Annotated in this window: 13 protein-coding genes; 6 read left to right on the top strand and 7 right to left on the bottom strand. The window is 63.1% G+C overall.

All coding sequences use genetic code 11. The features are described 5' to 3' along the window. The first annotated feature begins 190 nt into the window (after window positions 1–190). Window positions 191–1,981, top strand: coding sequence for a thiamine pyrophosphate-requiring protein (locus BMW51_RS00065; RefSeq protein ID WP_093003696.1), 1,791 nt, complete (start codon window positions 191–193; stop codon window positions 1,979–1,981). Window positions 1,982–2,270: 289 nt separating this feature from the next. Here BMW51_RS00065 and BMW51_RS00060 read toward each other — a convergent pair whose 3' ends face one another. The 4 genes from BMW51_RS00060 to BMW51_RS00045 form a co-directional block, all read right to left on the bottom strand. After that, complete coding sequence (locus BMW51_RS00060) at window positions 2,271–3,293, bottom strand: YncE family protein (RefSeq protein WP_093002182.1); 1,023 nt, start codon at window positions 3,291–3,293, stop codon at window positions 2,271–2,273. A gap of 21 nt (window positions 3,294–3,314) precedes the next feature. Next, window positions 3,315–4,418, bottom strand: a complete 1,104-nt coding sequence (locus tag BMW51_RS00055; RefSeq protein ID WP_093002180.1) for an alkene reductase — start codon at window positions 4,416–4,418, stop codon at window positions 3,315–3,317. 152 nt (window positions 4,419–4,570) lie between these two features. Then, window positions 4,571–5,206 (bottom strand): alpha-ketoglutarate-dependent dioxygenase AlkB, encoded by a 636-nt coding sequence (locus BMW51_RS00050; RefSeq protein WP_093002178.1) that lies wholly within the window; start codon window positions 5,204–5,206, stop codon window positions 4,571–4,573. Window positions 5,207–5,783: 577 nt separating this feature from the next. After that, window positions 5,784–8,150 carry a membrane-bound PQQ-dependent dehydrogenase, glucose/quinate/shikimate family gene (locus BMW51_RS00045; RefSeq protein ID WP_093002175.1) on the bottom strand — a complete coding sequence of 789 codons (2,367 nt, stop codon included), beginning with the start codon at window positions 8,148–8,150 and terminating at the stop codon, window positions 5,784–5,786. Between the two features lie 439 nt (window positions 8,151–8,589). Here BMW51_RS00045 and BMW51_RS00040 point away from each other — a divergent pair, with 439 nt between their 5' ends. The 5 genes from BMW51_RS00040 to BMW51_RS16200 all read left to right on the top strand — a co-directional run bounded on the left by BMW51_RS00040 (window position 8,590) and on the right by BMW51_RS16200 (window position 11,591). After that, window positions 8,590–9,663: a sensor histidine kinase gene (locus BMW51_RS00040; protein ID WP_245708207.1), complete on the top strand. Its 1,074-nt coding sequence runs from the start codon at window positions 8,590–8,592 to the stop codon at window positions 9,661–9,663. Window positions 9,664–9,679: 16 nt separating this feature from the next. Next, window positions 9,680–10,084: a response regulator gene (locus BMW51_RS00035; protein ID WP_093002171.1), complete on the top strand. Its 405-nt coding sequence runs from the start codon at window positions 9,680–9,682 to the stop codon at window positions 10,082–10,084. A 105-nt stretch (window positions 10,085–10,189) separates the two neighbouring features. Next, window positions 10,190–10,597 (top strand): response regulator, encoded by a 408-nt coding sequence (locus tag BMW51_RS00030; RefSeq protein WP_093002169.1) that lies wholly within the window; start codon window positions 10,190–10,192, stop codon window positions 10,595–10,597. A gap of 270 nt (window positions 10,598–10,867) precedes the next feature. Further along, window positions 10,868–11,434 (top strand): thermonuclease family protein, encoded by a 567-nt coding sequence (locus BMW51_RS16205; RefSeq protein WP_245708269.1) that lies wholly within the window; start codon window positions 10,868–10,870, stop codon window positions 11,432–11,434. Then, entirely contained in the window at window positions 11,325–11,591 is a 267-nt protein-coding gene (locus BMW51_RS16200; RefSeq protein WP_245708287.1) for a hypothetical protein, read from the top strand. The genes BMW51_RS16205 and BMW51_RS16200 overlap by 110 nt, the downstream gene beginning before the upstream one ends. Window positions 11,592–11,953: 362 nt before the next feature. On the opposite strand, the gene BMW51_RS00015 is transcribed toward BMW51_RS16200, so the two are convergent. The 3 genes from BMW51_RS00015 to BMW51_RS00005 form a co-directional block, all read right to left on the bottom strand. Then, complete coding sequence (locus tag BMW51_RS00015; RefSeq protein ID WP_093002167.1) at window positions 11,954–12,607, bottom strand: hypothetical protein; 654 nt, start codon at window positions 12,605–12,607, stop codon at window positions 11,954–11,956. A gap of 535 nt (window positions 12,608–13,142) precedes the next feature. Continuing rightward, window positions 13,143–13,610 carry a hypothetical protein gene (locus BMW51_RS00010; RefSeq protein ID WP_143051769.1) on the bottom strand — a complete coding sequence of 156 codons (468 nt, stop codon included), beginning with the start codon at window positions 13,608–13,610 and terminating at the stop codon, window positions 13,143–13,145. Window positions 13,611–13,670: 60 nt separating this feature from the next. Continuing rightward, the coding region (locus BMW51_RS00005; RefSeq protein ID WP_425440957.1) for a hypothetical protein at window positions 13,671–13,889 on the bottom strand (219 nt) is incomplete at its 5' end.

The raw sequence follows: 13,889 nt of genomic DNA, 5'->3' as shown, positions 1-13,889 counted from the left end.
TCCGCTTTCCCTTGCACAACCGTTGGGGACTGTGGCGGGTTCACAAGGCCGGTAGAGTTTTGAGACGGCGAACCGCATGTACCGCCGATCCGGGTGGTCGCATCGTCGAAGGCACGCGCGCACGCTGACCGCAAAGAACCTGCAGGTCCGTCACGCGTTTCCCCTCGTGCAACCCACGCAGGATTTCCGCATGACCCAGCTCACCAGCGACTTCTTCGTCGAACGACTTAAGGCGTGGGGCGTGACCCGCGTCTACGGCTATTCGGGCGACGGCATCAACGGCGTCCTGGGTGCGCTCCAGCGCGCGGAGGGCACCGACGGCGCGATCGAGTTCATCCAGGTGCGGCACGAGGAGATGGCCGCCTTCATGGCGACCGCGCACGCGAAATTCACCGGCGAGCTCGGCGTCTGCATCTCGACAGGCGGACCGGGCGCAACGCATCTCATCACTGGTCTCTACGATGCGAAAAGCGACCACATGCCCGTCCTCGCGATCGCCGGGCAGGCGGAGACGACGGTGCGTGGGGCGAGCTACCAGCAGGAGCTGAACCTCGATCGGATGTTCGCTGACGTCGCCGACTTCGTGCAGGAAGCCGTTGCCCCCGCGCAGCTGCGCCATCTGGTCGACCGTGGCTTGCGCGTTGCCAAGGCACGTAACGGCGTGACCGTGCTGATCCTGCCCAAGGACGTACAGGACATGACCTGGGAGGAGCCGAAGCGCGCGCACGGCTTTACCCGCTCCGGACCAGGCTATTCAGCGCCCCGCATCGTCCCGCACGACGCCGATCTCCGGCGGGCAGCCGAGGTGCTGAACGCCGGCCGCAAGGTGGCGATCGTGATCGGCGCGGGCGCACGGAACGCCGCTGACGAGGTCGTCGCTGCCGCCGAGCGGCTGGGCGCGGGCGCCGCCAAGGCGCTGCTCGGCAAGGACGTGCTGCCCGACGACCTGCCCTTCGTTACCGGCGCGATCGGGCTGCTCGGCACCAAGCCGTCGTCCGACATGATGGAGGGCTGCGACACGCTGCTGATGATCGGCACCGGCTTCCCCTGGGCGGAGTTCCTGCCGGCCGACGGACAGGCGCGCGCCGTCCAAATTGACATCGCGCCCGAGATGCTGGGGCTGCGCTACCCGGTCGAGGTCAATCTCCACGGCGATGCCGGCGAGACGTTGCGCGCGCTGCTCCCGCTCCTGACCCAGCAGCAGGACCGCGGCTGGCAGGACGGCATCGTCGCTGGCATGGACGACTGGCGCGCGACGCTGAAGGGCCGCGCCATGGCCGATGCCTCGCCAGTCAATCCGCAGCGCGTCATTTACGAGATGTCGCCGCGCCTCTCCACCGATACGATCGTCACGTCGGACTCGGGGTCGTGTGCCAACTGGTACGCGCGCGACTGGCAGGTGAAGCGCGGCCAGCGCGGCTCGCTGTCGGGCGGGCTCGCCTCGATGGGTGCCGCGGTCCCTTACGCGATTGCGGCCAAGTTCGCGCATCCGACCCGGCCGGTCGTGGCGCTGGTGGGCGACGGCGCGATGCAGATGAACAACATGGCCGAACTCATCACTATCCAGAAATACTGGCAGCGCTGGGCCGACCCGCGGCTGATCGTCTGCGTCTTCAATAACGAAGACCTCAACGAAGTGACGTGGGAGCAGCGGATCATGGAGGGCAATCCCCGCTTCCCGACCACGCAGTCGCTGCCAGACGTGCGCTACTCGCGCTTCGCCGAGATGCTGGGACTGACCGGCATCTTCGTCGACGATCCCGAGCAGCTTGGCGCGGCCTGGGACCGGGCACTTGCCGCCGATCGTCCGGTGGTGCTCGAGGTGAAGACCGACCCCAACGTCGCACCGTTGCCGCCACATGTCACAATCGAGCAGGCTAAGGCGTTTATGACGTCGATGGCCAAGGGCGATCGGGGCGCGATGCAGGTCGTCGCCGACACTGCGCGGCAGATCGTCGGCGGCGTTCGTGAGCGGCTCTGACCGGCGTCAACGGCCGGTCAGCTGGCCAGTATGTCGTTCCCAAAAAGCGCAGCCACGGCTTACTGACCGACCCATTAGCCGAAAACCGGCTGCTGTTAGGCCCCTCCAAGCTGAGATCGTTCGTTCACTCGTTTCATGAGCTGTCCCATCGTTGCTGACCATCTTGCTCAATCACGAACGGTTGAACTTCCCTGCCGTTCGGCAACCGTGCCAGGATCGTCCGGTTACGTTGTCGTCGTCATCCGCTGGTTGATCTGCGCAGCGGCAAGCTCTCCCATACTGCAGGCCGTCACAAGACCACTCCGGCATCTGGGGCTGCACCGGTCGCGAACCGGCCGACAGTTGCCCAGGTGCGAAGGTCGATGATAGCCACTCGGTCGTTTTCGAGCGAGGCGTAGAGCGTGTCGCCCGCGAGATTGAGGCCCGGCGCGCCGGTGCCAAGCGGCAGCCGCGCCTCCTCGGCGAGCGTCACGGGATCGAGCCGCGAGAGGCTCTTGTCCGCCAAGTTCGATACGATCAACCGGCCGTCCGCCTGCGTGACCACGCGCACCGCCTCGCCGCGCATCGTCCGCCGTGCGCGTTCTTCCAGCGTCGCGGCGTCGAGCGCGTGGATCGTGCCGCTCGGCCGGTCGATGACGTAGAGCGTCCGCTCGTCGCGGCTGAGCGTCATTCCCTCTGGCGCGGTGCCGATCCGCCGACGTAGTGGCACGACGCCCATGTCCTCGGGATCGACCATGATGACCGCGCCGCTCAGCGTGTCGGCGACATAGGCGCGCGTGCCGTCGCGGCGTACGACGAGGTAGTGGCTGCGCGCGCCCCCGACCGGGATCAGCCGCGAAGGCGCCTTGTCCCGCACCGGATCGTCGAAGCGGATCAGCATGCTGTCCTTCTCCGCCAGGACGTACAGCCGGCCCGCATCGTCGACGCGGACGGCGTGCAGCCGCCCGAACGGGGCCAGATCAATCGTCCGGGCGAGCGTGCGCTGCGCGAGGTCGATGACCCACAGCTCGCTCCCGCCCGCACCCGGTGCCTTCCAGCTCTCGACTCCGTAGTGGCCGACGAAGGCGTGGCGCCCGCTGCGATCCGCGACGATCTCGTGCGGCTGGGTGCCGAGCGCTACGCTGCCGGTGCGGGTACCACCGGGCAACGCGTAGAAGGCGACGCGTCCCGCACCTTTCTCGACCAGCGCCAGCGTTCCGCCGATCGGCGAGGAGGACCCGGCCCTCGCCATCGCCCGTGCGCCGACCGCCGTCGCCGCGACGACGCCCCCGGCCAGTATCCATAATCCCTGACGGCGATCGACCCGTGGCATTCGCCTGCTCTCCCTCAAGGTTCAGTCGCGATCGTCGGGCATCGTCGGCCAGTCAGAATAACCGACCGATCCGCCACCGTACCAATACTGCTTGGGCGCCTCGGCGAGCGGCGCGCCGGTGCGCAGACGGTCGACTAGGTCGGGGTTGGCGATGAACGGCCGCCCCATGCTGAACAGGTCGGCGTCGCCCTTCTCCAGCACCGTCTCCGCAAGGTCGAGCGTGTACTGGTTGTTAGCGATATACGCGCCGTTGAACCGCTGGCGGAGCGCCGGGAAGTCGACGCCGTCCGCCTCGCGCGTCTGCTGCGTCACGCCCTCGATGTCGTGAACGTAGAGCAGGCCGCGCTGCGACAGCGCATCGACGTAGGTGCCGAACGTGTCCATGACCCGGCTGTCGAGCGGCGTCTCTCCCGGCATCGTTGTAGCCGGTGACAGGCGGATGCCGACGCGCCCCGCGCCCCAGACACCGATAACCGCGTCCACCACCTCGAGCGGAAAGCGCAGCCGGTTTTCGATCGATCCGCCGTAGCGATCAGTACGATGGTTGGTGCTGTCGCGGACAAACTGTTCGAGCAGGTAATTGTTGGCCGAGTGGACCTCGACCCCGTCAAAGCCCGCTGCTTTGGCATTGGTCGCAGCGCGGCGATAATCCTCGACGATCGCGGGGATTTCGTCTGTCTCGAGCGCGCGCGGGGTAACGTGGTCCTTCATCCCGTCCTTGGTGAACGCCTGCCCCACTGGCTTGATAGCCGAGGGAGCGACGGGCAACTCGCCGCCCTGCAAGTCGGGATGCGAGATGCGGCCGGTATGCCAGAGCTGGAGGAAGATCAGGCCGCCGCGATCGTGCACGGCTTGCACGACTGGACGCCATGCCTCGACCTGCCGGTCGTTCCAAATACCGGGCGTCAGCGCGTAGCCGACCGCCTGCGGCGAGATGTTCGTTGCCTCGGTGATGATGAGCCCGGCCTCGGCGCGCTGCCCGTAATAGTCGGCGGCGAAGTCGGGTGGAATGCCGTCGTCGTTGGATCGGCTGCGGGTGAGCGGCGCCATGACGATACGGTTGCGCAGCGAAAGGTCGCCGATCTTTACGGGCTGCAACACGGCGGACGGCGAGTGGTCGGGCATGTCTGGTATGTCCATCTGGCGGAAGAGAGTCGCCGGCTGAACGGTCGAGAAGTCGCATCGGTCCGACGTTCGTCCGTGATCGCGATCGGCGAATGGTGCAAAACCCTCGCTGACCGGCTGACGTAGGGACAGGCGGTAAGTCGGTGACTTGTTTACGTCATTTCGTCGGAAGGGCGGTCGATCCGTCGCAAAGTCAGATTGATGCGGCCTCCGTCGGCAAATCCTTCGTCCGTCAGCAACGATGAGGAACCGGGCACGATGCCCTCCACGCCGTGATAGATAAGCCGGGCCGGACCACCGAACCAGACGACATCGCCGCTGTGCAGGCGCAGTCGGCGTACGGGATCCTTCCTGCTCATACCGCCGACGAGAAACGTCGCATCGTCTCCGAGCGACACAGACACGACCGGGGCATCGAGGCTGGACTCGCCCTTGTCCTGATGAAGCCCCAGCCGAGCCTCGGCGTCGTAAAAGTTTATGAGGCACAGATTAGGCGGGATCACCTCGCCGGTTAGCTTCTTCCATAGTTCTAGCAGGCTTGAGGGGATTGGTGGCCACTGCTTTCCGGTTGTGGGATGTCGAGATTGATAGCGATAGCCGCCCTCGCGATCCGTCACCCAACCGAACGTGCCGGCGTTGCTCATCTTCACACTGAGCGGCGCCCCGGTTTTCGGCATGGCCTGTTGAAAGAGCGGTGCGTCAGCGAGCACCGCGCGAATGTCCACCAGAATACTGCGCTGCCCGGCCGCATCGTAGAAGCCGGGCAGGTGGTGGAAACCCGGCGGCAAATCGACTGCCTCGCTCGCGAAGAGAGTAGGATGCCGGCTTCGTGATCTGTGGCCCATAGCGGGGATTTCCTGTGCGTCGCCTTCGCTTTTCTATACTTGGATATGTAGGTCGTCCGCGGTTGACACGCCACATTGGTCACAAGCGGCATGCCTGCACCAATTACAATTATTGGTTACGCAGGTCGCAACCAAAGGCGGAAATTGATTTCCTCCAAGAGTCTCAAATGGTGAGCAAAGGCCGTGTTGGGTACTCGCCTTAAGACCCACAATCAGCCGTTAGAACAAGTAGCACTGCTCCCGAGATCGGACATTCGTTCATCTATACGGTTTGATCAAGACAATGACAGACGCTCCGTTGAGCCACTTCGCTGCGGATGCTGCAACAGGCGCACCGAAAAGGCGCGAGGCCGCCTATTTGCCCGATGCTTCACCTCGCCAAGCTATGTCGGGCGTCGAAATGTGTGTGATTCTGACGAAATACCTTCAGGTGCCGCAAACAGAGACTTGATCACTCTGTCGAGCCCTACTTTTTCTGTTTAAGGGCATGTGGGCAGTGAAAGCGGCACGGCAACGTGCTTCAGCTTTTCGGCAACGCGTATGCGAGCGTGTAGTCGCCGTAGCGCGTGCCCAGTGCGCCGTGGCCGCCCGCGGTGATGACGACGTACTGCCGCCCGTCACGCCCGCGATAGGTCATCGGCGTCGCCTGCGCACCAGCGGGCAGCCGCGCCTTCCACACGACCCGTCCGGTGTTGAGGTCAAAGGCGCGCAGGTACTGGTCGGTCGTCGCGCCGATGAAGGCGAGCCCACCCGCGGTGATGATCGACCCGCCCAAATTGGGCACGCCCGTCTTGATCGGCACACCCAAGTGAGAGCCGAACAGCCCGGTGTCGCGTGCGGTGCCCAGCACCTTTTTCCACAGGACCTTTCGAGTGCCCAGGTCGACCGCGGTCAGGTGGCCCCATGGCGGCGCGACGCAGGGCGCACCGAAGATGCCGACCCACGCCTTCACCACCGCGACGTAGGGGGTGTTGTACTGCGTCTGCAGCTGCGCCTGCATGGCGTTCTCGCCCCCCTGCTTCTGCTTCATCAGCTCGGCGACGCGCGGATCGTCGCGGCGCATGAGCCACAGCTTGAACGGCATCTCCATCGTGTTGACCGTCATTACCCCGCGCACCGGATCAACCGCCGCGCCGCCCCAGTCGGTGACCCCGTCAAAGGCGGGGTGGCCGATGATCGGCTTCAGCCCCATCGGCTGGTAGATGCCGGTCCCTTGCGCACGGCGGATGTCGATGCGGCAGAACAGCTGGTCGATCGGCGTCGCCCCCCAGGTCGCGACCTCGGTCGGCGCGGGCGGCGTGAAGCTTGGCATGCCGGTGGAGAAAGGCTGCGTCGGCGACACGCGCACGCCCGGCGTCGCGCCATCGGTGCGTACGGCACGCTCAGTAATCGCCGCGAGCGGCGCACCGGTCAGCCGGTTGAGGAAGAACACCTGGCCCATCTTGGTCGTCTGGATCAGCGCGGGGATTACCCGTCCGCTCGGCGCGCGATAGTCGAACAGCGACGGGCCGACGGCCAAGTCCATGTCCCACATGTCGCGGTGGACGAGCTGCCGCGTCCAGCGCAGCTTGCCGGTTGCGATGTCGAGCGCGACGATCGACGAGCCGAACCGGTCGTCGAAGGGGCGGCGATACCCGATCCAATAATCGGGCGACGCGTTGCCGGTGCCCAGGTACACGAGCCCGTTGGCCGCGTCAGCGGTTATCGCACCCCAGACATTGGGCGTGCCGCGGGTATAGGTCTGCCCGGCGGGCAGCGGCGCGATCGCATCGGGCGAGCGGCCGACGTCCCATGCCCAGACCGGCGCACCCGCCACCGGATCGTAGGCGCGCACGACGCCCGACGGGATGTTGCGATTGACGTTGTCGATGATCCGCTCACCGATGATCAGCCGGTTGTTGACGACAACGGGCGGCGTGGTGCCGATCTGATCCGACGGCTTCGACGTGCCCATGTTGGTGCGCAGGTCGATTGCGCCACCGTTCGCGAAGCTGGCGCACGGCTTGCCCGTGTCGGCGTCGAGCGCGACGAGCCGGGCGTTGAACGTCGGTGCAAAGATGCGGTGCGGGCACGGCGTTCCTGCCGGCGCCTCGAAATAGGTGACGCCGCGACAGACCAGATAGTTGTTGCCGGCGATCGGCGCGTCCTCGTGCCAGCTCCACTTCGTTCGTCCGGTCGTCGCGTCGATCGCCTGCACGAACGAGTGCGGGGTGCAGGTGTAGAGCGTGTCACCGATGTGGATCGGGGTCGCTTCGGAGTGATACTCTCGCTTATGCTCCTTCGACTCTGCCGCCATCGGCAGGTCGCCGGTCCGCTGCGTCCAGGCGAGCTGGAGCTGGCCGACATTCTGCGGGGTGAGGTCGGCGAGCGCCGAGTAGCGCCGGCCCGACAGCGTTCCGCCGTAGTCGCGCCAGTCCGCGTCGGCCTCGCCGGTCGGGGCGGCAGGAAGTGGGGTGGTAGCGGACGCGTCCTGCGCCCGCGCGCCATCGCCGTGAAGAGCAACGCCGCCGATGCCGAGTGCGAGGAGCACCGCCGCGGCGGCGGGTATCGCCTGCGCCGGCGAACGCCAGGATCGCGCGCGCCAGCCGGTCAGCAGGACGAGCACCAGCAGAACGGTCGGCGCGATCAGCCGCGGGACGAGTTGAAGGCCATCGAAGCCGACCTCCCATAGCGCCCAGATCAGCGTGCCGACCCAGATCGCGACGAACAGCAGGCGGCCGATCCGGGTGTTACGGCCGAGCATTGCACCACTCGCCACCATCGCGATCCCCGCGATCAGATAGTAGAGCGACCCGCCTAGCGACGCGAGTACGCCACCGGCCGCGGCGAAGAAGCCGCCGAGAATGGCGACGGACCACGCGATCACGAGCCGGTAGAGCCGAGCCATGCCGTTCCCTTTCAAAATATTGCTCGTTGAAACGTTTGGCATAGGCGAAGTTTCAAACCAGCTCGGCAGCCATTGCCAAATCTTCCGGGTTCGAGCGAAAGTTCGAATTTATGCCCTCGGGTCGAGAGATCGAACTTGCCCTTGGTCGACGCACGAGGAACGAAGCTGAGCGAGTTCGCCGCAGGAGACCCAAACGCAGACATCCGAGAGTCAGATCGTTCGCATGAAAAGCAGTCATTTATTCAGGTTTCTTGACTGCTCTCATGTCGAACATGGGCAACTCGTGCATGACGTCCGACCGCATCCGTACCGGACAATCGCACTTTCCCATGATGTAGCGCGTTGCAGCCGACAGACTTAAGGCGAGAAAAAAGCTGCGAAGGAGCAGCAGGATTGGTAGGTTCAGACTGTGACCGTCGCCGTGAGCACTGATACCCCCATGACGTTTCCCGCGACAGGCGGTGAGTGTGCGAGCATCCTGGAGACCATCGACTGGGCGTGCCACCCGCTTGGTGATCCGGTCGGCTGGCCGGCGCCGCTGAGGACAGCCGTCCAGATCGTACTCTCATCCGGCTTCCCGATGATGGTGCACTGGGGTCCGGAGCTTTTCACCTTTTACAACGATGCATATGCACCCAGTCTCGGCCATAAGCATCCTGGTCATTTGGGCCAGCCGGCGCGCGAGTGGTGGTCGGAGATGTGGGATCAACTCACGCCCGTCTTCGATCAGGTACTCGCTGGCGAAACTGTTTTCGTCAAAAATGCGCGTTACACGCCAGATCGTGACGGTGCGCCAAAGGAAGCCTTTTTCACGCATTCTCACAGTCCTCTGTGGGACGTGGACGGTCGGGTCGCTGGCATCTTCCTCGTGGTTACGGAAACCACGTCTGAGGTTGTGGCGCAGCGAGATCGGGACGCCGCTCACGAGCAGCAACAGCTCCTCAACGAGGAACTGGCGCACCGCATCAAAAACACGATGAGCGTGGTACAGGCGATAGCACACCAGACGCTGAGTAAGATTGAGGATCAAGAGGCCGTCACCTCGTTCGGCAAACGTTTGGCCACGCTCGCTTCAGCTCACGACGTGCTTACGCGCGATCAATGGTCTACCGCCAAGTTGGAGGAGGTAGCACAGGCCACGTTGACTAGCTTCGGCGAGGATAAGTTCGATCTGGCTGGTCCCCCGGTGACCATTGGCCCGCGAGCGACGCTGTCGCTGTCGCTAATGCTGCACGAGCTGGCGACCAACGCGACTAAATACGGTGCACTGACAAAGCCGGAGGGGCGAGTTTCGTTGAACTGGTCTGTCAATTTTGACGGAGACAGGGAAGCGCTGACGCTGAGTTGGGTTGAGCGCGGCGGGCCGCCTGCAAAGGAACCAACCCATAAAGGCTTCGGCTCACGGCTCATTCGAATGGGTCTAAGTGGCTCTGGCGGCGTTACTCTTTCCTATGGTGAGGCAGGCTTGGTCGTTCAGGCAACCGCACCGCTGTATCAGGTCCAGGAGGCGTAGCGCGTAAAGCCATCACATGGGACAGACTAACCCCCTCACACGATGGCCGGTTCTGGTAGTCGAAGATGAGCCCATTCTGCGGCTCGATGCGCTCAGCATGGTCGAGCAGGCAGGCTTTGAGCCTGTTGAAGCGATGAGCAGTGCGGACGCAATCAAACTACTCGAAGAGCGCTTAGACATCCGGATGGTCTATATGGATCTCGATATGCCTCGAAGCCGCAAGGGCATCGAGATTGCGGCGGCGATCCGCAAACGCTGGCCGCCGATCGAGATTATTCTGACTGCCGCCTACTTCACTCGAGAAAGCGTCGACCTTCCTGAGCGCGCCGAATTTTACTCCAAGCCTGTTGATCGCGACGAGATCGTCGGCGCGATGCGACGATTGATGGATGGGGTGGCGTATTCTCCGACGAGTGGATGAGTAACGCCTACCTGGTTTCGATTAGCACGCCGCTAACCCCGGAAAACAAGGCGTTGCTGGTCACGAGATGGTGCAACTTGCATCGCAGGGGAAGGTTGAGGGAGCATGTCGCTCTCGACCACCCCTTACGCCGTCGTCGTTGAAGACGACCCGCTAATCATCATGGAGACGACCTACATTCTTAAGGACGCCGGCTTTCGCGTACACGAATGCTTTGATGGTGATGAGGCGGTCAAGCGCTTGGCCGAGCATTGCGAGAGTACCGTTCTGTTATTTTCCGACGTCGACATGCCGGGCACGATGAACGGCTTCGCCCTTGCTCGCCACGTTGCTCAACATTGGCCACATATCGAGATTGTCATAGCGTCTGGGCACATATCTCCTGCCGAGGGAGACATGCCAGACAAGGCCACGTTTATCCCAAAGCCTTTTAACCAGCGTATCGTTCACGAGCATCTCAGCCGTACCCTGCCGGACGACAAAAAGCCGGGGCCGCTGAAAAAGGCGGTGTGATCCGAGCTTGGGCCACGCCCGACCGATTATGGATTACGCTAAGTGTGTGTATGGCAGTGGGTGCATGAACATGAACGAACGGCAACCTATCGCGTCCGCCGCCTGAAAGCAGCCGTTCCGCTCCCCACCATTAGCGGACATTACGCTTACGCCGACAACGGACGTTCGCGCTAAATAAAGATACCAGGCAGTCTCTTATCGCTTAACCTTCAGGGTTTGCCGGTCGTGCCGAGACGTTTCGTTAAAAGTGATCTGTCACCTCTTGCCGGTATGTCCTTTCTAGCGCTTGCTTGCACCCTCATCGCTGTTGACGGCGACACCCTGCGCTGTGGTCAGGAACGTATTCGCTTGATCGGCATCGACGCGCCCGAACTACCGGGCCACTGCCACGAAGGACGGAGTTGCGCTTCCGGAGATCCCATTGCGTCGCAGGCGGCCCTAACAGCTGCGTCCCGAGGAACGGTCGAGATCGATCGTCAAGGTCGTGACCAGTACGAGCGAACACTTGCCCGGGTGAAAGTCAACGGAGTGGATCTGTCGTGTGCGCAGATTGCCGGCGGCCACGCGATCTACCGTGCTGACTGGGATCTGCTTGGCGAGATCGGCTCAGAGTGTGGCATTGCTAAGCCGGCCAAAGGCACTAAGACCCTCCCCCGCCGGACAAGTTTCCGCGCCACTCGTCCAGCTCCGACATCAAGCACGTCAGGTTGGAGCTACCGTAACTGTAGTGAAGCTCGCCGAGCTGGCGCCGCTCCACTGCGGCGCGGTCAACCAGGCTACGGCGCCCACATGGACGGAGATGGCGACGGCATCGCGTGTGAGCCGTTCAGGCGATAGCCGCTTCTCCAACCCCGACCACCTCGTCAGTACCCTGTTCTTGCACGACAATGGGCGCCCGCTTCTTTCCGCCAAGCTGTGGGAGGCGGCGCTACGTATCCGCCACGTGCACGTCGCACGCATCAAGCTGTTAGGAAGGGATCTGAGCACCGATTAAATCGGATCACTGCTGATTGGTATCTATCTGGCAGAAGCTGAAGGTCGGAGTATCGGGATCGAGCGGATCGCCGATTACGCCGCTATACCGACGAGCACCGCTAGGCGCTGGATCAAGCTCTTGCAGGAGCGGGACATTATCGAGATCGCTCCGGCAAGTGTGAATGATCTTCAACTGACCCAAGTGGGTCTCGATCGAACCGAGGCTATGTTGGCGACGGTCTACAAGGCGCCAAACGCCGCTGTTATGCTCGACTGATCATCGGGTTCAAACGTCAAAGTCGGCCGCGCTCTGCTGCGTTGGGGGACGGAGAGATGAGCGCGGCCGACGACGAGGCTACGACGAGGCAGCCTCGTAGCTTCTTACTTGGATTTGATCTCTGACACGGGCGTCAACACAGGCGTAGTGACCGGAGTCGTTTGTATAGCCGGCTGCGTTGTCGGCGACCCCACTGCGAGCGGCGCCGGCCCGGCAGCAGCCATTGTCAGTGGCACGTCCTCGTCGACAAAGCCTTTAACGGGAAACCCCAGCGGTATCTTCGCGCTCGTGCCCGTCATGAAGAAGCCGGCCACAGGAACCACCGCCAAGGCACCGACGACGCCAGCGGTGCCGGTTACCCCCTTGTCGTCGAAGCCGCCGCTCAGGCGTATCTGGCGTCCATTCACCGTGACGTACATGATGCGGGCAGTCAGATGACCGGACTTGCCCCACATGCCCTTGTTACGCACGTCGGTGATCTCGCCCACGGCCGGTGACCCCGCGGGAATGACGACCTGGTTCTGTAAAGATACGTTCTCGGCCACTTCCATGTGGAAGCGCTGACCGACCTTGAGCTTCTTGCCCTTCGTGGTCAGTTCCTCCGACAGCTTCAATGGTACCTCGGTTCCGGTACGCATGACGGCAGAGGTATAGACTGGCGTAGCGACAGGCGTTGATACCGCAGGCATGACACCCTGAGCCATTGCAGTCGAGCACGCGAACGACGAGGCGCAGGCAAGCGCCAAGATCTTGATCATCTGAAAACCCCTCCCGGCGGGATTGTCCCCACAACCCCGATGCGAGGAATGATGCAGGATCAGGCTTGTTCTGCAAAGCGTGAAAGCTTCCAATTCGATCAGTGACACGGCCCTTTGCAACAATCTGTAAGGAAGGCCGCTTGAAGCGAAACGGCGCCATGATAACGGCATCTCATGGTGGAGGAGCCAAAAGACGAAGTCGCGTTGTCAGTAAAGGGGTGGTTGATCCTTGTCGTAACGAGCATCGCGCTGTGGCTGCTGTTTGCTTGGTGGATGCTTCGATAGCGGTTTCGAAGGCGCACAACAGCGCCACTTCGATGGTGGTGATGTCGTCTCTTGTCGCTGGGACACCTCGACTTTAGCCTAGAACAGTGACAAAGTTTACACCTGTTGGCGCGCTAGCCATCTGCTGGTTCATTGGGATCGTTGCTGGAAAGCCCGGAGTTTGGTTTCCGATTGGCGTAGTGGCAATGATCGCAATTGCTCTGGTGCAAAAGCGACAGGGATCGTCACCGCCTGATCGGGAGCCGAGACGCTAAGGCTTGTTGGCTTCGTCGACTATCATGCCCTGATCGAGCAGCCGCTGTGCGACGTGGCGATAGGGCAGCTGACAGCTTGTCCAAGGGTGCCGGGGCTGGACCACGGCCGAACGCCAGAAGGCATTTAGCAGCCGCTGATCTCGGACGAACGGACGCAGGACATGGAGTGCCAAGCGCACCTCGATTGTACCGACCGCCTCGGTTGCCGACCGCGCCGCCGCTTCGCGCAGTACCTGCAACGACAGGTTGATGAGTGCATGCCGGTGCGCCTGCTTACGCGCCCGCTCGCGGCCGAATGGTATAGGTAGCAGCTTGATGATCGGTGACGCGCAGCGGTGCGGGCATTTCACTGCATAGCGCGCCGTATGCCAGTCGGTGTTACCGCCGTTCTTCCGCACCTCGCTGATCAGCGCGTCCAGTTCCCACACCTCGGTCGCCTTGCAGCTCGTGCAGGTGACCTTCACCTGCGCTTCTATCCGGTGCAGGTCCGATAAGTTCTTGGGATCGCCAACCACACCCGCTGATCAGACGAGGGCGGGCAGGGTCAGCTGTTCACCGCAGCTGGCAAGCACCGCGCGAGCTTGCTGGGCAGCACCGACCGCTTGCCGGTAGTGCACGGTCGCGTATCGCTCGGCCTCGTCGAAGCCGACCGGCGCCCAATCCTCGGTCGGATAGCAGGCGTCGTAGATCACGCGCGCAGCCGCACGCAGTTGCAGATCGTGCTGCATCGGGTCGCTCCAGCA

Origin of the sequence: Sphingomonas palmae (assembly GCF_900109565.1) — a bacterium.
Lineage (GTDB): Bacteria > Pseudomonadota > Alphaproteobacteria > Sphingomonadales > Sphingomonadaceae > Sphingomonas > Sphingomonas palmae.
Note: the sequence above shows the minus strand (reverse complement) of the source record. Positions and strands in the feature narration are given on the sequence as shown.